This window comes from Streptomyces sp. SID5643 (assembly GCF_009872555.1).
In the GTDB taxonomy this organism is placed as follows: Bacteria; Actinomycetota; Actinomycetes; order Streptomycetales; family Streptomycetaceae; genus Streptomyces; species Streptomyces iakyrus.
Map to the genome: position 1 here is coordinate 69,051 of NZ_WWIC01000052.1, position 19,711 is coordinate 88,761.

At 72.5% G+C, this 19,711-nt stretch carries 19 protein-coding genes; 10 read left to right on the plus strand and 9 right to left on the minus strand.

Annotated features, from left to right (window positions below):
* Positions 1 to 20: 20 nt before the first annotated feature.
* Complete coding sequence (locus GTY56_RS06230; RefSeq protein WP_161363282.1) at positions 21 to 971, minus strand: NAD(P)/FAD-dependent oxidoreductase; 951 nt, start codon at positions 969 to 971, stop codon at positions 21 to 23.
* A 66-nt stretch (positions 972 to 1,037) separates the two neighbouring features.
* Between GTY56_RS06230 and GTY56_RS06235 the strand changes: the two genes are divergently transcribed.
* Together GTY56_RS06235 and GTY56_RS06240 are read left to right on the plus strand one after the other, a co-directional pair.
* A complete protein-coding gene (locus tag GTY56_RS06235; RefSeq protein ID WP_161363284.1) occupies positions 1,038 to 2,060 on the plus strand; it encodes an oxidoreductase in 1,023 nt (340 codons plus the stop codon).
* Between the two features lie 29 nt (positions 2,061 to 2,089).
* Positions 2,090 to 3,730: an ABC-F family ATP-binding cassette domain-containing protein gene (locus GTY56_RS06240; RefSeq protein WP_161363286.1), complete on the plus strand. Its 1,641-nt coding sequence runs from the start codon at positions 2,090 to 2,092 to the stop codon at positions 3,728 to 3,730.
* On the opposite strand, the gene GTY56_RS06245 is transcribed toward GTY56_RS06240, so the two are convergent.
* The 4 genes from GTY56_RS06245 to GTY56_RS06255 form a co-directional block, all read right to left on the minus strand.
* Positions 3,727 to 4,275: a putative glycolipid-binding domain-containing protein gene (locus GTY56_RS06245; RefSeq protein WP_161363288.1), complete on the minus strand. Its 549-nt coding sequence runs from the start codon at positions 4,273 to 4,275 to the stop codon at positions 3,727 to 3,729. The two genes, GTY56_RS06240 and GTY56_RS06245, sit on opposite strands and share 4 nt — an antisense overlap.
* A gap of 137 nt (positions 4,276 to 4,412) precedes the next feature.
* Entirely contained in the window at positions 4,413 to 6,806 is a 2,394-nt protein-coding gene (locus GTY56_RS06250) for a helix-hairpin-helix domain-containing protein (RefSeq protein WP_161363289.1), read from the minus strand.
* 99 nt (positions 6,807 to 6,905) lie between these two features.
* Complete coding sequence (locus GTY56_RS41080; protein WP_252100478.1) at positions 6,906 to 7,037, minus strand: LPFR motif small protein; 132 nt, start codon at positions 7,035 to 7,037, stop codon at positions 6,906 to 6,908.
* Between the two features lie 66 nt (positions 7,038 to 7,103).
* Positions 7,104 to 7,979 carry an SCO6745 family protein gene (locus tag GTY56_RS06255; RefSeq protein ID WP_161363291.1) on the minus strand — a complete coding sequence of 292 codons (876 nt, stop codon included), beginning with the start codon at positions 7,977 to 7,979 and terminating at the stop codon, positions 7,104 to 7,106.
* Between the two features lie 114 nt (positions 7,980 to 8,093).
* On the opposite strand from GTY56_RS06255, the gene GTY56_RS06260 reads away from it, so the two are divergent.
* On the plus strand, positions 8,094 to 9,053 hold the full coding sequence (locus tag GTY56_RS06260; RefSeq protein WP_161363293.1) for a GlxA family transcriptional regulator: 960 nt from the start codon (positions 8,094 to 8,096) through the stop codon (positions 9,051 to 9,053).
* Between the two features lie 32 nt (positions 9,054 to 9,085).
* Positions 9,086 to 9,721: a DJ-1/PfpI family protein gene (locus tag GTY56_RS06265; RefSeq protein WP_161363295.1), complete on the plus strand. Its 636-nt coding sequence runs from the start codon at positions 9,086 to 9,088 to the stop codon at positions 9,719 to 9,721.
* On the opposite strand, the gene GTY56_RS06270 is transcribed toward GTY56_RS06265, so the two are convergent.
* Positions 9,708 to 10,463 carry an enoyl-CoA hydratase/isomerase family protein gene (locus tag GTY56_RS06270; protein WP_161363297.1) on the minus strand — a complete coding sequence of 252 codons (756 nt, stop codon included), beginning with the start codon at positions 10,461 to 10,463 and terminating at the stop codon, positions 9,708 to 9,710. The two genes, GTY56_RS06265 and GTY56_RS06270, sit on opposite strands and share 14 nt — an antisense overlap.
* A 218-nt stretch (positions 10,464 to 10,681) precedes the next feature.
* Here GTY56_RS06270 and GTY56_RS06275 point away from each other — a divergent pair, with 218 nt between their 5' ends.
* Positions 10,682 to 11,188 (plus strand): ATP-binding protein, encoded by a 507-nt coding sequence (locus tag GTY56_RS06275; protein WP_161363357.1) that lies wholly within the window; start codon positions 10,682 to 10,684, stop codon positions 11,186 to 11,188.
* 24 nt (positions 11,189 to 11,212) lie between these two features.
* Here GTY56_RS06275 and idi read toward each other — a convergent pair whose 3' ends face one another.
* The 3 genes from idi to galE form a co-directional block, all read right to left on the minus strand.
* Positions 11,213 to 11,806 (minus strand): isopentenyl-diphosphate Delta-isomerase, encoded by a 594-nt coding sequence (idi, locus tag GTY56_RS06280; RefSeq protein ID WP_161363299.1) that lies wholly within the window; start codon positions 11,804 to 11,806, stop codon positions 11,213 to 11,215.
* Positions 11,807 to 12,099: 293 nt separating this feature from the next.
* On the minus strand, positions 12,100 to 13,038 hold the full coding sequence (locus GTY56_RS06285; protein WP_161363301.1) for a cation diffusion facilitator family transporter: 939 nt from the start codon (positions 13,036 to 13,038) through the stop codon (positions 12,100 to 12,102).
* A 147-nt stretch (positions 13,039 to 13,185) separates the two neighbouring features.
* The gene (gene galE, locus GTY56_RS06290; RefSeq protein ID WP_161363303.1) at positions 13,186 to 14,157 is read right to left on the minus strand and encodes a UDP-glucose 4-epimerase GalE; all 972 of its coding nucleotides are present in this window, start codon (positions 14,155 to 14,157) and stop codon (positions 13,186 to 13,188) included.
* A gap of 276 nt (positions 14,158 to 14,433) precedes the next feature.
* Between galE and GTY56_RS06295 the strand changes: the two genes are divergently transcribed.
* From GTY56_RS06295 to GTY56_RS06315, 5 genes are read left to right on the plus strand one after another with little or no spacing between them, the layout of a single operon-like run.
* The gene (locus tag GTY56_RS06295) at positions 14,434 to 16,251 is read left to right on the plus strand and encodes a DUF5941 domain-containing protein (RefSeq protein ID WP_161363306.1); all 1,818 of its coding nucleotides are present in this window, start codon (positions 14,434 to 14,436) and stop codon (positions 16,249 to 16,251) included.
* The gene (locus GTY56_RS06300) at positions 16,248 to 17,000 is read left to right on the plus strand and encodes a phosphocholine cytidylyltransferase family protein (RefSeq protein ID WP_062930342.1); all 753 of its coding nucleotides are present in this window, start codon (positions 16,248 to 16,250) and stop codon (positions 16,998 to 17,000) included. The genes GTY56_RS06295 and GTY56_RS06300 overlap by 4 nt, the downstream gene beginning before the upstream one ends.
* On the plus strand, positions 16,988 to 18,049 hold the full coding sequence (locus GTY56_RS06305; protein ID WP_161363308.1) for an iron-containing alcohol dehydrogenase: 1,062 nt from the start codon (positions 16,988 to 16,990) through the stop codon (positions 18,047 to 18,049). The genes GTY56_RS06300 and GTY56_RS06305 overlap by 13 nt, the downstream gene beginning before the upstream one ends.
* Complete coding sequence (locus GTY56_RS06310) at positions 18,027 to 18,806, plus strand: CDP-alcohol phosphatidyltransferase family protein (protein ID WP_161363310.1); 780 nt, start codon at positions 18,027 to 18,029, stop codon at positions 18,804 to 18,806. The genes GTY56_RS06305 and GTY56_RS06310 overlap by 23 nt, the downstream gene beginning before the upstream one ends.
* Positions 18,807 to 18,811: 5 nt before the next feature.
* Complete coding sequence (locus GTY56_RS06315; protein WP_161363359.1) at positions 18,812 to 19,684, plus strand: glycosyltransferase family 2 protein; 873 nt, start codon at positions 18,812 to 18,814, stop codon at positions 19,682 to 19,684.
* The last annotated feature ends 27 nt before the right edge of the window (positions 19,685 to 19,711 follow it).

Consider the following 19,711-nt stretch of genomic DNA (forward strand, 5'->3'; position numbering starts at 1 on the left):
GTTCCCCCCCGGGCTCGCGCTCAGCCGGCCACCAGCCCGGCCGCCTCCTCCGCGCATCCCCAGGCCACGGTGACGCCCCCACCGCCGTGGCCGTAGTTGTGCACCAGGAGCCGCCCGTCCGGCAGGGTGTCCCGCTCCAGCCGGACCGCGGGCCGGGTGGGCCGCAGACCGACCCGGTGCTCCAGCACGCGGGCCCCGGCGATCTCCGGCCGGAGCTCCGCGCAGCGGCGGACGATCGCCTCGGCCGTCGCGGGGTCGGGCTCCAGCGACCAGGCGTCCTCCTCGGAGGTACCGCCGAGGACGAGTCCGCCCGGCTGCGGGAACAGGTACGCGTGCTCCCCGGCCGCGTCGGTGGAGACCAGCCAGGTGTCGATCCCCGGGTTCTCCACGACGACCAGCTGCCCCCGTACCGGCCGCACGGAGGGGTCCGGCACGAGCTCCCGCGCGGCGAGACCCGTGCAGTTGACCACGACGTCCGCGTCCACCTCCGCGAACCCGGACACCGTGTGCGTCTCGACCACACCCCCCGCCGCGACGAACCGCTCCCGCAGCCAGCGCAGATGGACCGGCATGTCGATCAGCGGCAGCCGCACCCACAGGCCCGTCCCCGCGTACTCGCCGGCCGTGGCCGCCCGCAGCCCCGGCACCCGGCCCGCCAGCCACGTGTCGGCCTCGTCGAGGCGGGTCTCACCCTGTACCCCTTCGACCATGCGTACGCCGGCCGGCTCGCCCCGTGCGGCCAGGTCCTCGTACACGTCCAGCGACCGCAGCGCCCACCTCCGCGCCGCCGCGACGGGCTCGATCCGGTACGGCCACCACAGCGCACCCGCAACGGCTGAGGTGGTCGCCTCGACGGCGTCCCGCGTCCACACCCGTACCCGCCACCCGCGCCCGGTGAGAGCCAGGGCCGTCGTCAGCCCGACCACCCCGCCACCGACCACCACGATCTCGCCACTCGACTCGCTTGCCATGCCCGGACCGTAGCGGAATGTGTCATGCCGTGCTCACATCACGCCGAGTGTGGGGATACTCACAGCATGTGTGCCGAGTACGCGACCTTCGGCCTGGCTCCCGCGATGCGGGCCGGGGGAGTCCTCAACGACGGTGGCTACCAGGTCCACCGGGATTTCGTGGACTTCATCGTCGACGGACGCCCGCTGCTGTTCCAGCTCTCCGACCTCGACGCGGTCTCCCCGCTCGCCTCCGACGTCCCTCCCGCGATCTTCACCGCACAGGTCCGCAGCCTGCTCCTGGAGAGCGAGGCCCCGCTGCCCGGCGGCCGTTACGTCGTCTACGGCTGTCCCGAGTGCGAGGACCTGGCCTGCGGAGCCGTCACCGCGGTCATCCAGAGTGACGGTGAGGACTTCATCTGGCGGGACTTCGCCTGGCAGACCGGTGAACACGCCGATCTGGAGCTCAACGGCTACCACGGCATCGGCCCGTTCCGGTTCCGCGGCGCCGAGTACCGTACGGCGCTGGGCGCCCTGCTGAACGGCTCCGCGTCCGATCCCCGGCGCCGCGTGCTGCTGATCGGCGCCCGCGTGGCCGTCCTCGCCAAGCTCGCTGCGGCCCTGCGCGCCATCGGTGTCGGCGCCGACATCGCCCATGACGCCGACGGCGTGCCCCCGGACGAACTCCGCGGCTACGGCGCCGTCGCCTTCGGCCACGCGGCCGGCGAGCAGGAACGTGCCGCCGTCCGCCGCGCCTTCGAGCGGGCCGGGGTCCCGGTCGCCCACGTCGACGGCCTCGCCCCGATCGTCCCGCTCCTCGTCGCCCAGATCGAACACGCCCTGGACCGCAGCCCGGCCGGCCGGCGCCGTCTCACCGGCCTCACCGCGACCGGCGCAGGCGCGGACGTCGAGGTCACCTCCGCCTGCCGTGTCACCCTCACCGCCTACCGCATCGACCGGCTCTCCCGCACCCACACCCACGAGATCTTCGACAGCGTCCTCGAAGCGGGCCGGCACCGCGTCGCCCTCGACGCGAAAGCCGTGCGGGGAAGGTCGTTCCTCGTGGCCCGCACCGCCGGGAGCGTCCTGGTGGCGGCCGTGAACCCCTGAGCGGCCCGGCCGTTAGGATCGGCGCTCTGATGACTGCCACCCTCGTCGCCAAGAACCTCGCCGCCTGCCACGGCGACCGCTCCCTGTTCACCGGCCTCGACCTGGTCGTCGCGCCCGGCGACGTGATCGGGCTGGTCGGGGCCAACGGTGCGGGCAAGTCCACCCTGCTCAGGATGCTCGCCGGACTCACCGCACCCGAGCAGGGCGAACTGCGCCTGTCCCCGCCGTCCGCCACCGTCGGCCACCTCCCGCAGGAGCCGGACCGCCGGCCCGGCGAGACCGTCCGGGCGTTCCTGGCCCGCCGCACCGGCGTCGCCGAGGCCCAGCGCACCATGGACGAGGCGACCCAGGCCCTGGTCGACGGGGTGCCGGGGGCCGACGACGCCTACGCCACCAGCCTGGAGCGCTGGCTCGGCCTCGGCGGCGCCGACCTCGACGAACGCGCCGAGGACGTCGCCGGCACCCTCGGTCTCGCGGTCGGCCTGGACCAGCCGATGACGTCCCTGTCCGGCGGCCAGGCGGCCCGTGCCTCACTCGCCTCCCTGCTGCTGTCCCGCTACGACGTCTTCCTCCTCGACGAGCCGACCAACGACCTCGACCTGGACGGCCTGGAGCGCCTCGAACGGTTCGTGAGCGGCTTGCGCGCCGGGACGGTCGTCGTCAGCCACGACCGCGAGTTCCTCACCCGCACCGTCACCAAGGTCCTCGAACTCGACCTCGCCCAGCGGCAGATCAACCTCTTCGGCGGCGGTTACGAGGCCTACCTGGAGGAGCGGGAGGTCGCCCGCCGGCACGCCCGCGACGAGTTCGAGGAGTACGCCGACAAGAAGAGCGCACTCCAGGACCGCGCGCAGATGCAGCGTTCCTGGATGGACAAGGGTGTGAAGAACGCCCGGCGCAAGGCGGGCAACGACAACGACAAGATCGGCCGCAAGTTCCGCAGCGAGGCCAGCGAGAAGCAGGCCGCCAAAGCCCGCCAGACCCAGCGCATGATCGAGCGCCTGGAGGTCGTCGAGGAACCCCGCAAGGAGTGGGAGCTGCGCATGGAGATCGCGTCGGCCCCGCGCTCGGGCGCCGTCGTCGCGACCCTGAGGGATGCCGAGGTGCGCCGCGGCGGCTTCGTCCTCGGCCCCGTCTCCCTGCAGATCGACTGGGCGGACCGGGTGGCGGTGACGGGCGCGAACGGCGCCGGCAAGTCCACGCTGCTCGCGGCCCTCCTCGGCCGCGTCCCGCTGGACGCCGGGCACGCCGGGCTCGGCTCGGGCGTCCTGCTCGGCGAGGTCGACCAGGCCCGCAAGCTGTTCCACGGCGAGGAGTCACTGCTCGACGCCTTCCGCGCGGCCGTCCCGGACACCGAACCGGTCGAGATCCGCACCCTCCTGGCCAAGTTCGGCCTCAAGTCGGACCACGTCCTGCGCCCCGCGGCGAGCCTCTCCCCGGGCGAGCGCACCCGCGCCGCCCTGGCGCTGCTCCAGGGCCGGGGCGTCAACCTGCTGGTCCTCGACGAGCCGACCAACCACCTGGACCTGCCCGCCATCGAGCAGCTGGAGTCCGCCCTCGACGCCTACGAGGGGACCCTCCTGCTGGTCACCCACGACCGCCGCATGCTGGACGCCGTGCACGTCACCCGCCGCCTGGAGGTGGCGGACGGCAAGGTGACCGAGCGCTAACGGACGGTCAGACGCGTGGCCAGCCGGGGGTAGTCGACGACGTACCCCTCCTCGTCGAACTCCAGGTCGCTGTGGAAGTCGCCGGAGGAGTAGCGGACCCGCCCGGGGCCCAGATGCGTGTACGTCTGCCGCGACGGCCGCACCACCAGATCCGGCACCGACACCCAGGCCATCAGGAACTCCCGTTCGCCGGGCGCCTGGTGGAGCCTGTGCCGCAGCACCGGCATGGTGTTGGTGAGCGGGCACAGCCCGAGGTCGCAGTCGAGCGCACCACCGACATCGGACAGCGGCTCGCCGTCCGCGGTCCACCGGCCCTGACCGTCGTGCAGCAGATCGAGTGCGTGGGTCCCGGCCCCGGTCTCCGCCGTGACAGTCAACCGCCTGGTCACGAATCCTTCGGCGGTCTCCAGCTCGTACGAGATCCAGTACGGCTCACTGACGGTACCGACGGCCCGCCCGCGCGCCCGCAGCGTGCCTTCCCGGAGCTGGACCCAGGCGGTCTCGAACCCCTGGCTGCCGGACACTTCCCAGGTGATGGCACGCATGCGGCAACCCTAGAACGGAAAGGGCGCGAAGCGCCCCTTTCCCAGGGGCGCGGGGCTGTTTCGATCTGCGGCTCCGCCGCGCGGGCGCGACCAGCCACAACGGCCCCGCAGCTCCCCACGGCCCCCACGGCGGAGCGTCAGCGCTTGCCGCCCTTGGGGTCGGCCAGTCCCGCGCGGCGCAGCGCATCGGCCATCGCGCTGTTGGCGGGCGGCGGCGCCTGACGCGAACCGCCGCCACCGCCACGGCCGCCACGCCCACCCTGCCGCTGCTGCGGCGGACGCCCACCCCGCTGCCGGCGCTCACCGGAGCCGCCCTGCTGTCCCTGCTGGGCCGCTTCGTCCTCCAGCCGCAGCGTCAGCGAGATCCGCTTGCGCGGGATGTCGACGTCGAGCACCTTCACCTTGACGATGTCGCCGGGCTTCACGACGTCCCGCGGGTCCTTCACGAACGTCTTCGACATGGCGGAGACATGCACCAGACCGTCCTGGTGGACACCGACGTCGACGAACGCCCCGAACGCGGCGACGTTCGTCACGACGCCCTCCAGGATCATCCCGGAGGACAGGTCGGAGATCTTCTCCACGCCTTCCTTGAAGGCGGCCGTCTTGAAGGCCGGGCGCGGGTCGCGGCCGGGCTTCTCCAGCTCCTTCAGGATGTCGGTGACCGTCGGCAGACCGAACGTCTCGTCCACGAAGTCCTGGGGCTTCAGCGAGCGCAGCACCCCGGTGTTGCCCACGAGCGAGGCGACCTCCTGCCCGGTGGTCTTCACCATGCGCCGGACCACCGGATACGCCTCGGGGTGCACGCTCGACGCGTCCAGCGGGTCGTCGCCGCCCCGGATCCGCAGGAAGCCCGCGCACTGCTCGTACGCCTTCGGGCCGAGCCGCGCCACCTTCTTCAGCTCACCGCGGGCCTTGAACGGCCCGTTCTGGTCGCGGTGCGCCACGATGTTCTCGGCGAGGCCGGAGGTGATGCCGGAGACCCGGGCGAGCAGCGGGGCCGACGCCGTGTTGACGTCCACGCCCACGCCGTTCACACAGTCCTCCACCACCGCGTCCAGCGACCGCGACAGCTTCACCTCGGACAGGTCGTGCTGGTACTGGCCGACGCCGATCGACTTCGGGTCGATCTTCACCAGTTCGGCCAGCGGGTCCTGGAGCCGGCGGGCGATCGACACGGCGCCGCGCAGCGACACGTCCATGTCGGGCAGCTCCTGCGAGGCGAAGGCGGACGCCGAGTACACGGACGCGCCGGCCTCGGACACCATCACCTTCGTGAGCTTCAGCTCCGGGTGCTTGGTGATCAGCTCCCCGGCGAGCTTGTCGGTCTCGCGCGACGCCGTGCCGTTGCCGATGGCGACCAGCTCGACCGCGTGCTCCTTCGCGAGCCGGGCCAGCTTGGCGATGGCCTCGTCCCAGCGGTTGGCCGGGACGTGCGGGTGAATGACGTCCGTGGCGACGACCTTGCCGGTCGCGTCGACCACGGCGACCTTCACACCCGTGCGGAAGCCGGGGTCGAGGCCCAGCGTCGCGCGCGTGCCCGCGGGGGCGGCGAGCAGCAGGTCGCGCAGGTTCGCCGCGAAGACGCGCACCGCCTCGTCCTCGGCGGCCGTGCGCAACCGCAGCCTGAGGTCGATGCCGAGGTGGACGAGGATGCGGGTGCGCCACGCCCAGCGGACCGTGTCCTTCAGCCACTTGTCGCCGGGGCGGCCCCGGTCGGCGATCCCGAACCTGTGGGCGACGATCCCCTCGTACGAGGAGGGCCCGTCCGTCTGCTCCTCGGGTTCCAGGACGAGGTCGAGGACCTCCTCCTTCTCCCCGCGCAGCATCGCGAGCACGCGGTGCGAGGGCAGCTCGGTGAACGGCTCGGCGAAGTCGAAGTAGTCGGCGAACTTCGCGCCCGCCTCTTCCTTGCCCTCCCGCACCTTGGCGGCCAGCCGCCCGCGCACCCACATGCGCTCGCGCAGTTCACCGATCAGGTCGGCGTCCTCCGAGAACCGCTCGGTGAGGATCGCCCGGGCGCCGTCGAGGGCGGCCTGCGGATCGGCCACGCCCTTGTCCGCGTCGACGAACGCGGCGGCCGCGGCGAGGGGCTCGACGCCCGGGTCGCCGAGCAGCCCCTCCGCCAGCGGCTCCAGTCCCGCCTCACGGGCGATCTGCGCCTTGGTGCGCCGCTTGGGCTTGTACGGCAGGTAGATGTCCTCCAGGCGCGCCTTCGTCTCGGCGCCCCGGATGCTCGCCTCCAGCTCGTCGGTGAGCTTGCCCTGCTCGCGCACCGATTCCAGGATGGCCGTCCGCCGCTCCTCCAGCTCCCGCAGATAGCGCAGCCGCTCCTCGACGGTGCGCAGCTGCGCGTCGTCGAGCATCTCGGTCGCTTCCTTGCGGTAGCGGGCGATGAAGGGCACCGTAGAACCGCCGTCGAGCAGCTCCACGGCGGCCCTGACCTGCCGCTCCCGTACGCCGAGCTCCTCGGCGATCCTGGCTTCGATGGTCACTGCGTTGATGGACCCGATGGACCCGGGTGTCGTCACGATCCCGTACCGCCTTCTCCGCTGACGTTGCGCGGCAATTGTGGCAGGTGACACGGACACTCGGGGATCAGGGCGGCACCCGGCAGGTCGGGATCCCCGTCAGGCCCTGCGGCTGCGGGTGGAGGACGAGGCCCCACCGAAGAGCCGGGCAAGTGCCCGGAAGGGCAGCGTCACGACGGTGGCGATGGCCCCGCCGATCTGGCGCAGCACGTCTGCGATAGCACGGAACACGGAAATCCCCTTTCTCACTCCCGGCCGCGCCGGCCGGTGGAGAGCGGGTACCTCATCGACGCGTCACTATGCGTCACCCTTTCCGATCAGGTCCGCGGGGAACGCCCCGGCCACGAGCGCCGCGTGCGCGAACACCCCGCCCAGCTCGGTCAGCCGGGCCACGCCCTGCGGGCCGAGGTGCTCGTACGGGGCGCGGTCCAGACGGTCCGTCTCCTGCTCGATGTCCCGCCGCAGTGCGACGCCCCGGTCGGTGAGGTCGCCGGACGCCGCCAGCAGCCCCCGCCCGCGCAGCCGTTCCGCCGCCGTGTCCCACTCCTCCCGGCTCCAGCCCCGGGTGGCGCGCACCCACGTGGGGTTCATGCCCTTGCCCGTCGCCGTGTGGGTCACCAGCGCCTCCAGCCCGTCCAGACCCGCGGACATCAGGGCGGCCAGGTGCCCGTCGCCCCGGTGCTCGCGCAGCAGGGTCGCCGCGTGCCAGTAGGCGAGGTGCGGCTCCTCCGGGACGGGCAGATCGGCGTGGGCGGCGTAGAGCGGGCGCGCCTCGCGCGAGCAGGCCTCGGCGGCGTGCAGCGCGAGCCGGGCGGCCTCGGCCATCTCCGCCGACGCCAGGGCCTCCCCGCCGAGCAGCCGGCGCAGTGTCGCGTCGACCGCACGCGCGCGTGCCGCCAGCACCTGCGCGGGTGCGGCCGTCTCCCACACCGCGGGCACGTGCCGGGCCACGAGCTCGTACTTGTAGTTGTAGAAGGCCGCCGTGACGGCCCCGGCCCCGACCGGTCCGAGGGCGGCGGCGCGCACGGCGAAGTTCACGGCGCGCGGGTCGGTGACCCCGACGGCGCCCAGCTCCCGCCCGAGGTCGGGCGAGAAGTAGTGGGTCGCGTGCAGGGAGTTGAGCATGTTGTGGCAGCGTCGGCCGGCGCGCGGCTCCAGGGCGGCAGTCGTCATGCCCGGCAGGTTACCAACCGCTTGGTATGCCCTTGGCGGTCCGGCTCCTCCTGGCAGGAAAGGTGGGGTACTCGTCCTTGCCGCCGTACTCGGCTCCCGCGAAGAATCGACGGCATGGTCCAGCGCACGGTTCTCGCCGTCCTCTTCGACGGTCTGCAGAGTCTCGACGTCACCGGACCCGTGGAGGTCTTCGCGGGCGCGGAACTGCTCTCCCCGGGCGCGTACCGGATCCGCACGGCCTCCCTGGACGGCGCGCCCGTGCGGACCACCAGCGGCCTGACCCTCGTCCCCGACGAGTCCCTGACCACCGCGGCGGACCCGGACATCCTCCTCGTCCCCGGTGGAACGGGCAGCCTGCGGCCCGACCCGCGTCTGGTGGCCTGGGTGCGCGAGCGGGGCCCGCGCGCCGGCCGCCTGGTCTCCGTGTGCACCGGCGCGGCCGTGCTGGCCGCCGCGGGCCTGCTGGACGGCCGCCGGGCCACGACCCACTGGGCGTACTGCGACCGGCTCGCCCGTGAGCACCCGGCCGTCGAGATCGACCCCGACCCCGTCTTCGTGCGCGACGGGCACATCGCCACCTCGGCCGGTGTCACCGCCGGTATCGACCTCGCGCTCGCCCTGGTCGAGGAGGACCTCGGCCGGGACGCCGCCCTCACCATCGCCCGCCACCTGGTGGTGTTCCTGCGCAGACCCGGCAACCAGGCCCAGTTCAGCGCCCAGCTCGCGGCCCAGACCGCACGGCGCGAGCCCCTGCGGGAGGTCCAGCGGTGGATCACCGACCACCCGGACGCGGACCTCGGCGTCGACACCCTCGCCGCCCGCGCCCGCCTCTCGCCGCGCCACTTCGCCCGCGCCTTCCGCGCCGAGACCGGCATGACACCGGGCCGCTACGTGGACCGCGTCCGCCTCGAACACGCCAGGCGCCTGCTGGAGGACACGGCCGGCGGCGTCGAGGAGATCGCCCGCGCCAGCGGCTACGGCACGCCCGAGGCCATGCGCCGGGCCTTCGTCAGGACCCTGGGAACGCCCCCGGCCGAGTACCGCCGCCGCTTCCGCCCGGCGACCACAGCCTGAACGCATCGACATCGGCCGACCGAAGGGACCCCATGCAGATCGCCATCGTCCTCTACGACCGCTTCACCGCCCTCGACGCCGTCGGACCCTACGAGACCCTCGGCCGGGTGCCCGGCGCGGAGACCGTCTTCGTCGCCGAGCAGGCCGGGCCCGTGCGGAACGACTCCGGAAACCTCGCGCTCATCGCCGACCGGGCCCTGGCCGACGTACCCCACCCCGACATCATCGTGGTCCCCGGCGGCCCGGGCCCCCTCCCGCTCGCCGCCGACGGACCCCTGCTCACCTGGCTGCGCACGGCCGACGCGACCAGTACCTGGACGACGTCCGTGTGCACCGGCTCGCTGCTGCTCGCCGCCGCCGGACTCCTCGACGGCCGCCGGGCGACGTCCCACTGGCTGGCCCTGGAGGAGCTGGAGCGGCACGGTGCCGAGCCGACGGGCGAACGGGTCGTCACCGACGGCAAGTACGTCACCGCCGCCGGCGTCTCCTCCGGCATCGACATGGGCCTGATGCTCCTCGGCCGGATCGCCGGCGACGACCACGCTCGGATCGTCCAACTCGCCATCGAGTACGACCCGCAGCCGCCCTACGACGCCGGATCGCCCGAGACGGCCCCGGCGCACCTCGTCGAGCTGCTCCGGTCCAACCTCGATCTCACCCTGACGTAGGCACACTCCAGCCGAACCGCGGCTGCCTGCGCTCCAGGAACGCGGCGACACCCTCGGCGGTGTCGCCGCTCGCGCGCGCCTGCCCGGCCCAGTGCGCGTCCCGGTCCGTACGCCCGTCCGCGAACTCCTTGGCCGCCGCCTGGGTCAGCTGGGAACGCGACACCAGGACCCGGGTGAACTCGGCGACCCGTTTGCCGAGTTCACCCTCGGGCAGCACCTCGTCGACGAGCCCGCTGCGCAGCGCACGCTCCGCCGCGATCAGCTCACCGGAGAACAGCAGGTACTTGGCCGTGGCCGGCCCCACCAGGGACACCAGCCGCCGGGTCGAGGAGGCCGGGTAGACGATGCCGAGCTTCGCGGGCGTCACCCCGAACAGCGCCCCCTCCTCGGCGAACCGCAGATCACAGGCCGCCGCCAGCTGCGACCCGCCGCCCACGCAGTGACCCCGGATCGCGGCCAGTGTCGGCTTCGGGAACGCGGCCAGCGCCTCCTCGGCCCGCACGGCCAGCCCCTGCGCCTCCTCCGGCGAGCCCCGCAGCGTCGAGATGTCGGCCCCCGCGCAGAACGTGCCGCCCTCACCGGTCAGCACCAGCGCCCGTACGCCCGGATCCCCGGCGAGCTCCTCCAGCAGGACGGGAAGGGAGCGCCACATCGCGGCCGTCATGGCGTTGCGCTTCTCGGGATGGCGTATGACGACCGTCGCGACCGAGTCGGTCACGCGGTGCTCCAGCTGCGGCTTCATGCGCCGGATGCTATCCGGAGGCCAAACCCGTACAACCCGAATAGTTCGCCGAGACGGCACAACAGGGACAGGACCAGTCCCACAACTGACCGTGTCATACGCCAACGGTCAGAAGTGCTCGATAGTTGCTGACTTCTGTTCAGTCCCGGAGTCCGAGGTGCATCGTTACCAACACTCGAGGTGTGGCGACAATCGAGCGCGAGGGTGGCGACCGGACGATGGACGACGACGGGCGTGGGTTCGGTCCGCGCCCAGAGGGCGGCGCGGCGCCCCTCGGCCCCGGGCCCGCGGATCCGCTGCCGTACGAAGGGGTCTGGCGGTTCACCGCACCGGCGGTCGACGCCTCGGTCCCCCAGGCGAGGCACGCCGTACGGGACCTGCTGCTGCGTCAGGGCGTGCCGGTATCGGACGACCTGGCCCAGGGGCTGCTGCTGATCGTCTCGGAGCTGGTGACCAACGCCGTGAAACACGCGGCGGTGCTGTCACCGACGATCGCCGTCGAGCTGGCCGTCGGCGCCGAGTGGCTGCGGGTGTCCGTGGAGGACAACCACCCGTACCGGCCCACGGCCCTGGAGACCGACCACGGCCGGACCGGGGGGCGCGGACTGCTGCTGGTGCGCGAGGTCACGCGGGAGGCGGGCGGCGTGTGCGAGGTCGAGTACACCGCGAGCGGCGGCAAGGTGATCTGGGCCGCCCTGCCGCTCAAACCCACGCGCTTCGCCTGAACCCCCGGCCCGCGGGGGCCCGGGTCACCAGCCGGCCGACGGGCCCGTCAGCTCCCTGATCGCCGGCCGGGCCGCGTCCAGGACGGTCATGAACCAGGACGAGAAGGTGTCCTTGGCGTGCCGTTCCGCCAGCTCCGGCGGGGTCACGAACACCGTCGACGCCACCTCCTCGGCGTCCGGCCGCACCACGGCCTGCACCATGCCGACGAAGAGGTGGTTGTACTCCTGCTCCACCAGACCGGACTCGGGATCCGGGTGGTTGTAGCGGACGGTGCCCGCCTCGGCCAGCAGGGACGGGGAGGCGCCGAGCTCCTCGAACGTGCGCCGCGCAGCCGCCGCGAAGGGCGCCTCACCGGGGTAGGGGTGGCCGCAGCAGGTGTTGGACCACACACCGGGGGAGTGGTACTTGCCCAGCGCGCGCTGCTGGAGCAGCAGCCGGCCGTACTCGTCGAAGAGGAACACCGAGAACGCGCGGTGCAGCCGGCCGGGCGGCTGGTGGGCGGCGAGCTTCTCCGCGGTGCCGATCGTCACGCCGTCCTCGTCGACCAGTTCCAGCAAAATCGCGTCTGCGGTGCCGTCCGACGGGTTGTGCGTCGCGGTGGCAGGTGTGATCGGCATACCCATCCTTCACATCGGTCTTCGCGCCCCAAGTCTGCCGTACGAATCCGGCACTCCCGGCACTTCGCGGCACGCCCGCATGTCCCGCGCGGCGGCGCGGACCGCGGCCGGCACCGGTCCGAGGCCGGGAAAGGGACCCGGTAGGTGATCGTGCCCGGCCAGGCAGGCGGAAAATCGTCCGTGCCGGAGCTGTGGGGCTCAGGACGCGGGCGCACGGCGGAGGGTTGCGTTCCCCGGCGCACTCATGACGGAGTGCGCCCCATCTGTCTCCCCTGCCTCGTGCGTCACCGCGGTCAGTGGCAGAGCCGCGCCTCGTGCTCGGCGTGCCCGCTCGGCTCCAGCTGGAAGGTGCAGTGCTCCACGTCGAAGTGGTCACCGAGGCACCCCTGGAGCTCGTGCAGCATCTTCTCGTGGCCTATCGCGTTCAGGGCCTCCGGGCTGACGACCACGTGCGCCGACAGCACCGGCATGCCCGAGGTGATCGTCCAGGCGTGCAGGTCGTGGACGTCCTCCACACCGTCCGTGGCGAGTATGTGCGTACGCACCTCCGCCATGTCGACGCCCTGGGGGGCCGTCTCCAGCAGCACGGAGAGCGTCTCGCGCAGCAGCTTCCACGTCCGGGGCGCGATCATCAGCGCGATGACGAGCGAGGCGATCGGGTCGGCCGCCTGCCAGCCCGTGAGCATGATCACCACGGACGAGACGATCACCGTCACCGAACCGAGGGCGTCGGCCGCGACCTCCAGGAACGCGCCGCGCACGTTCAGGCTCTCCTTCTGCCCGCGCATCAGCAGCGCCAGCGACACCAGGTTCGCGACCAGACCGATCGCACCGAACAGCAGGGCCAGCCGGCCCTCGGTCTGAGCGGGGGTGAGGAAGCGCTGGACCGACTCGTACACGACGTACCCGCCGGCCCCGAGCAGCAGCAGGCAGTTGGCCAGGGCGGCGAGGATCTCGGCGCGGGCGTAGCCGAAGGTGGCCCGGTCACTGGGCGGCCGGTTCGCGAAGTGGATCGCGAGCAGCGCCATGCCGAGACCCAGGGCGTCCGTCGCCATGTGCGCGGAGTCCGCGACGAGCGCGAGCGAGTCGGCGAGGGCGCCGCCGACGATCTGCACGACCACGATGCCGAGCGTGATCGCCAGCGCGATGCGCAGCCTGCCGCGGTACGCCGAGGTCGCGGTACCGCCGGCCGCCGCGCCGTGCGCGTGCCCGTGATCGTGCCCAGCCCCCATGAGAAGTCAGCTCCCTGTGTCCGCCTGATCGTGCTCGGGGGGCCCAGTGAACTACGGGGAGGGGGTATGTGCAACGCGGCACTGAACACCGTTGTCATGTGCCCTGACCTGCGGAAACGATATGCAGGTCAGGGCGCCCTCAGTGGGTCAGGAGCCGTGGTGCAGCAGCCAGCCACGCCAGGCCGACTCGGTCATCTCGCGCACTCCGCGCCGGGCCGTCCAGCCGAGCTCCTCGGCCGCCCGGGCGGCCGAGGCCACCGCCCGGGGGGCGTCACCGGGGCGGCGCTCCTCGACGAGCGGCGGCCGGCGGTCACCGGTGACCTCGCCGATGACCGTGACGAGTTCGCGGACCGAGACGCCCTCGCCCCGGCCGATGTTGACCGTCAGGTCACCCGCGCCGCCGCCGGCGGCCAGGCGTCGGGCCGCCGCCAGGTGGGCCTCGGCCAGGTCGGCGACGTGGATGTAGTCACGGATGCAGGTGCCGTCCGGGGTCGGGTAGTCGTCGCCGAAGATCCGGGGCGCCTCGTCCCGGGTCAGCCGGTCGAAGACCATCGGGACGATGTTGAAGACGCCCGTGTCCGCCAGTTCCGGCGCGGCGGCCCCCGCCACGTTGAAATAGCGCAGACATACGGTGGAGATCCCGTGCGCCCGCCCCGCCGCCCGCACCAGCCACTCTCCGGCGAGCTTGGTCTCGCCGTAGGGGTTCACCGGCGCGCAGGGCGTGTCCTCCGTGATGAGGTCCACACCCGGGTCGCCGTACACCGCCGCCGACGACGAGAACACGAACCGCTCGATCCCCGCCTCGGCCACCGCGTCCAGCAGGGTCACCAGGCCGCCGACGTTCTCCCGGTAGTACCGGGTCGGCTGCGCCACGGACTCGGCGACCTGCTTGCGCGCCGCGAGGTGCACCACACCCGTCACCCCGTGCTCGGCGAAGACCCGCTTCAGCAGCTCCCCGTCCAGCGAGGAGCCCCGCACCAGCGGGACCTCGGCGGGGAGCCGCGCGGGCACCCCGGCCGAGAGGTCGTCCAGCGCGAGGACGCGCTCCCCGGCCCCGGTCATGGCCCTGGCCACATGTGCTCCGATATAGCCGGCACCGCCGGTGATCAGCCACGTCATGGTCGCCCACCCTATGCGGCCACGGCGGCCGCCCAGGCAATGTCCTCGATGTCCGCTTAGGGGTGCGGTTTGTGGGGCGGGCCCCGGATCCACGATGATGATCGCGGCAAAGGCTTGTGCGAACCACGTCGATCCAGCCGCCGAACGGGCGGTGAACGTGGTCGTCCCGGCATCCGATAGCCTCTGCCGACATGCCGCCCGGGAGCCACCGGAGAGGGCGCCCCCACCATGTACATCACCGGCGTGGACGCGTCGGTACCCAGGGAGTGAATTCGGTTGTCGACCGCCATCCTCACCGGCCAGCCGGTCCCCGGATCGTCGATCGAGGCCGACCTGCGGTCCCTCGGGTTCGACCTCCGGATCGCGACCGACGCCGCCGAGGCCGAGACCCTCCTCGCCGAGGTGCCGGGCGACGAACGGGTCGCCCTGGTCGACGCCCGCTTCGTGGGGCACGTGCACGCGCTGCGCCTCGGCCTCACCGACCCCCGCTTCCCGCTCGCCGCGATCCCCGGCGCCGTCACGGCCCAGCCCGCCGGCCGCCGGGCCCTGACCCGGGCCATGGCCCGCGAGAACTCCGCGGGCGCCGGCACCACGCTGGTCGGCAGCAGCCTCGCCGACCGCATCCTCACCGCCCTGGACGCCGACGGCACCGCCGTGCACCGCCCCGAGCTGGGCAGTCTCGTCGCCGCCGTCCCGGCCGACCCGCAGGCCCGCAACGAGGCCCGGCAGGCGGTGACGGACGTCGACGACGAGGCCGTACGCCTGAAGTCGGCCGTGAAGGCCCGCGACGGCTTCTTCACCACCTACTGCATCAGCCCCTACTCCCGCTACATCGCCCGTTGGTGCGCCCGCCGCGGCCTGACCCCCAACCAGGTCACGACCGCCTCCCTGCTCACCGCCCTCATAGCGGCGGCCTGCGCGGCCACCGGCACCCGCGGCGGCTTCGTCGCGGCCGGCGTCCTGCTGATCGCGTCCTTCGTGCTGGACTGCACCGACGGACAGCTCGCCCGCTACTCCCTCCAGTACTCCACGCTCGGCGCCTGGCTGGACGCCACCTTCGACCGGGCCAAGGAGTACGCCTACTACGCCGGCCTCGCGCTCGGAGCCGCCCGCGGCGGCGACGACGTCTGGGCGCTGGCCCTCGGCGCCATGGTCCTTCAGACCTGCCGGCACGTCGTGGACTTCTCCTTCAACGAGGCCAACCACGACGCCACCGCCAACACCAGCCCCACCGCCGCCCTCTCCGACAAGCTCGACAGCGTCGGCTGGACGGTCTGGGTCCGGCGGATGATCGTCCTGCCCATCGGCGAGCGCTGGGCGATGATCGCGGTACTCACAGCGGTCACGACCCCCCGCATCACCTTCTACGCGCTGCTCATCGGCTGCGCCTTCGCGGCCACCTACACCACGGCCGGCCGGGTGCTGCGCTCCCTGACCCGCAAGGCCCGGCGCACCGACAGGGCGGCCGCGGCCCTGGCCGACCTCGCGGACAGCGGCCCGCTCGCCCAGGGCTTCGCCGAGGCGCTCAAGAAGCCCGCCCGCAGGCTGCCGGACTTCACCGCACCCGCCGTCGCCCTCCTGGGCGGCCTCGCCGTCGTCCTCACCGCCGCCCTGAGCGGTTTCGGCGGCCCCTGGCCGATCGTCGTGGCCCTCGTCCACGCCCTGACCTCCGGACTCGCCGTCGCCCGTCCCCTCAAGGGCGCCCTCGACTGGCTGGTCCCCCCGTTCCTGCGCGCCGCCGAGTACGGCACCGTCCTCGTCCTGGCAGCCAAAGCCGACGTGGACGGAGCCCTTCCCGCGGCCTTCGGGCTGGTCGCCGCGGTCGCCTACCATCACTACGACACGGTCTACCGCATCCGCGGCGACGCCGGAGCGCCTCCCGCCTGGCTGGTGCGTTCCCTCGGAGGGCACGAAGGGCGGACGCTGCTCGTCGCCGTCCTCGCCGCGCTGCTCACCGCCTCGCAGTTCACGGTCGCGCTCACGGCACTGGCCGTGGCCGTGGCCCTCGTGGTGCTCGTCGAGAGCATCCGCTTCTGGGTCGGCGCCCACAAGGGCGGCGCACCCGCCGTACACGATGAAGGAGAAACCGCATGATCGGCCTCGTGCTCGCGGCCGGCGCCGGACGGCGTCTGCGCCCCTACACCGACAGCCTCCCCAAGGCGCTGGTGCCGGTGGGCCCCGCGGGCATAGAAGGCGAACCCACGGTGCTCGACCTGACCCTCGGCAACTTCGCCGAGATCGGTCTCACCGAGGTCGCGGTCATCGTCGGCTACCGCAAGGAGGCCGTGTACGCGCGCAAGGAGGCGCTGGAGGCCAAGTACGGCCTCAAGCTCACCCTCATCGACAACGACAAGGCCGAGGAGTGGAACAACGCCTACTCCCTGTGGTGCGGGCGTGACGCCCTCAAGGACGGGGTGATCCTCGCCAACGGCGACACCGTCCACCCGGTCTCCGTCGAGAAGACGCTGCTCGCCGCCCGCGGCGACGGCAAGAAGATCATCCTCGCCCTGGACACGGTCAAGGATCTGGCCGACGAGGAGATGAAGGTCGTCGTCGACCCCGAGAAGGGCATGACGAAGATCACCAAGCTGATGGACCCCGCCGAGGCCACCGGCGAGTACATCGGCGTCACCCTCATCGAGGGGGACGCCGCCCCCGAGCTGGCCGACGCGCTCAAGGCCGTGTGGGAGACCGACCCGCAGCAGTTCTACGAGCACGGTTACCAGGAGCTGGTCAACCGCGGCTTCCGTATCGACGTGGCGCCGATCGGCGACGTCAAGTGGGTGGAGATCGACAACCACGACGATCTCGCCCGCGGACGGGAGATCGCGTGCCAGTACTGACCCGGCTCATCCCCTCCCCGCTCGTCGTCGACATCCGCCCGGGTGCCCTCGACGATCTGGCCTGTGTCCTCGCCGACGAGCGCATCTCGCACTCCGGCCGCCTCGCCGTCGCCGTCAGCGGCGGCTCGGGCGCCCGGCTGCGCGAGCGCATCGCGCCGAGCATGCCCGGCGCCACCTGGTACGAGGTCGGCGGCGGCACCCTCGACGACGCCGTCCGGCTGGCCGGCGACATAAAGGCCGGCCACTACGACGCGGTGGTCGGCCTCGGCGGCGGCAAGATCATCGACTGTGCCAAGTTCGCCGCGGCCCGCGTCGGCCTGCCCCTGGTCGCCGTGCCGACGAACCTCGCACACGACGGCCTGTGCTCGCCGGTCGCCACCCTCGACAACGACGCGGGCCGCGGCTCCTACGGCGTGCCGAACCCCATCGCGGTCGTCATCGACCTGGACGTCATCCGCGAGGCCCCGGTGCGTTTCGTCCGCGCGGGCATCGGTGACGCGATCTCCAACATCAACGCGATCGCCGACTGGGAACTGGCCAATCGCGTCAACGGCGAGAAGATCGACGGGCTCGCCGCCGCCATGGCCCGCCAGGCCGGTGAGGCGGTGCTCCGGCACCCGGGCGGGGTCGGCGACAACGACTTCCTCCAGGTACTCGCCGAGGCGCTCGTCCTCACCGGCATCGCGATGTCGATCTCGGGCGACTCGCGGCCGGCGTCGGGGTCGTGCCACGAGATCAACCACGCCTTCGACCTGCTGTTCCCCAAACGCGCCGCTTCCCACGGCGAGCAGTGCGGTCTCGGCGCGGCCTTCGCGATGTGGCTGCGCGGCGCGCACGACGAGTCGGCGTACATGGCCGAGGTGCTGCGCCGCCACGGCCTGCCCGTGCTGCCCGACGAGATCGGCTTCACGGCGGACGAGTTCGTCAAGGCCGTCGAGTTCGCCCCGGAGACCCGCCCCGGCCGCTACACCATCCTCGAACACCTCGACCTGAACACCGAACAGATCAAGGACACATACGCCGACTATGTCAAGGCCATCGGTAGCTGAACTCCGCCCCGTCGTTCACCCCGCGGGGGTGAAGGACCGGCGCAGCGGTGAGCACTGGATGGGACGCCTCTACATGCGTGAGGTGTCCCTGCGGGTCGACCGCTACCTGGTCAACACCAGGGTCACACCCAACCAGCTCACCTACCTGATGACCGTCTTCGGTGTGCTCGCGGCCCCGGCACTGCTCGTGCCGGGGATCGCGGGCGCCGTCCTCGGCGTGGTGTGCGTCCAGATGTACCTGCTGCTGGACTGCGTCGACGGCGAGATCGCGCGCTGGAAGAAGCAGTACTCCCTCAACGGCGTCTACCTGGACCGGGTCGGTGCCTACCTCACCGACGCCGCGGTGCTCACCGGCTTCGGTCTGCGCGCCGCCGACCTGTGGGGCAGTGGCCGCATCGACTGGCTGTGGGCCTTCCTCGGCACCCTGGCCGCCCTCGGCGCCATCCTGATCAAGGCGGAGACCGACCTCGTCGGCGTCGCCCGGCACCAGGCCGGCAAGCCCCCCGTCAAGGAGGCCGCATCCGAGATGCGCTCCTCCGGCATGGCGCTCGCCCGCAAGGCCGCCGGCGCCCTGAAGTTCCACCGCCTCATCCTCGGCATCGAGGCGTCCCTGCTGATCCTCGTGCTGGCCATCGCCGACCAGGCCCGCGGTGACCTCTTCTTCACCCGGCTCGGCGTCGCGGTGCTGGCCGGCATCGCGCTGGTGCAGACCCTGCTGCACCTGGTGTCCATCCTCGCCTCCAGCAGGCTGAAGTGAGCGGCATGAAGGTCGGCGCCGTCATCATCACCATGGGCAACCGGCCCGAGGAGCTGCGCGCTCTGCTCGACTCCGTCGCCAAGCAGGACGGTGACCGGGTCGAGGTGGTCGTCGTCGGCAACGGCTCGCCCGTCCCGGACGTCCCCGAGGGCGTCCGCACCATCGAGCTCCCCGAGAACCTCGGCATCCCCGGCGGCCGCAACGTCGGCATCGAGGCCTTCGGCCCGGCCGGCCGGGACGTCGACATCCTGCTCTTCCTGGACGACGACGGACTGCTCGCGGGCCACGACACCGCCGAGCTGTGCCGGAAGGCGTTCGAGGCCGACCCGAAGCTCGGCATCGTGAGTTTCCGCATAGCCGACCCCGAGACCGGCGTCACCCAGCGCCGCCACGTGCCCCGGCTGCGCGCCTCCGACCCGATGCGCTCCTCGCGCGTGACCACGTTCCTCGGCGGCGCCAACGCCGTCCGCACCCGCGTCTTCGCCGACGTCGGCGGCCTCCCGGACGCGTTCTTCTACGCACACGAGGAAACCGACCTGGCCTGGCGGGCGCTCGACGCGGGCTGGATGATCGACTACCGGTCCGACATGGTGCTGTACCACCCGACGACCGCTCCCTCGCGGCACGCGGTCTACCACCGCATGGTCGCCCGCAACCGCGTCTGGCTGGCCCGCCGCAACCTCCCCGCGCCGCTCGTCCCGGTGTACCTCGGGGTGTGGTTGATGCTCACCCTGCTGCGGCGGCCCTCCCGCAGCGCCCTGCGGGCCTGGTTCGGCGGGTTCCGCGAAGGCTGGGCCACCTCGTGCGGGCCCCGCCGGCCGATGAAGTGGCGTACGGTGTGGCGGCTGACCCGGCTGGGCCGGCCCCCCGTCATCTGACAAGCTCGTACCGGCGATACCCGGGAG

Coding starts and splice junctions, on each gene's coding strand:
- GTY56_RS06230 (WP_161363282.1), bottom strand. CDS start 971: ATGGCAAGCGAGTCGAGTGGCGAGATCGTGGTGGTCGGTGGCGGGGTG.
- GTY56_RS06310 (WP_161363310.1), top strand. CDS start 18,027: ATGTCAAGGCCATCGGTAGCTGAACTCCGCCCCGTCGTTCACCCCGCG.
- GTY56_RS06260 (WP_161363293.1), top strand. CDS start 8,094: ATGGTCCAGCGCACGGTTCTCGCCGTCCTCTTCGACGGTCTGCAGAGT.
- GTY56_RS06245 (WP_161363288.1), bottom strand. CDS start 4,275: ATGCGTGCCATCACCTGGGAAGTGTCCGGCAGCCAGGGGTTCGAGACC.
- GTY56_RS06285 (WP_161363301.1), bottom strand. CDS start 13,038: ATGGGGGCTGGGCACGATCACGGGCACGCGCACGGCGCGGCGGCCGGC.
- GTY56_RS06315 (WP_161363359.1), top strand. CDS start 18,812: ATGAAGGTCGGCGCCGTCATCATCACCATGGGCAACCGGCCCGAGGAG.
- GTY56_RS06275 (WP_161363357.1), top strand. CDS start 10,682: ATGGACGACGACGGGCGTGGGTTCGGTCCGCGCCCAGAGGGCGGCGCG.
- GTY56_RS06300 (WP_062930342.1), top strand. CDS start 16,248: ATGATCGGCCTCGTGCTCGCGGCCGGCGCCGGACGGCGTCTGCGCCCC.
- GTY56_RS06235 (WP_161363284.1), top strand. CDS start 1,038: ATGTGTGCCGAGTACGCGACCTTCGGCCTGGCTCCCGCGATGCGGGCC.
- GTY56_RS06255 (WP_161363291.1), bottom strand. CDS start 7,979: ATGACGACTGCCGCCCTGGAGCCGCGCGCCGGCCGACGCTGCCACAAC.
- idi (WP_161363299.1), bottom strand. CDS start 11,806: ATGCCGATCACACCTGCCACCGCGACGCACAACCCGTCGGACGGCACC.
- GTY56_RS06240 (WP_161363286.1), top strand. CDS start 2,090: ATGACTGCCACCCTCGTCGCCAAGAACCTCGCCGCCTGCCACGGCGAC.
- GTY56_RS06270 (WP_161363297.1), bottom strand. CDS start 10,463: ATGAAGCCGCAGCTGGAGCACCGCGTGACCGACTCGGTCGCGACGGTC.
- galE (WP_161363303.1), bottom strand. CDS start 14,157: ATGACGTGGCTGATCACCGGCGGTGCCGGCTATATCGGAGCACATGTG.
- GTY56_RS06265 (WP_161363295.1), top strand. CDS start 9,086: ATGCAGATCGCCATCGTCCTCTACGACCGCTTCACCGCCCTCGACGCC.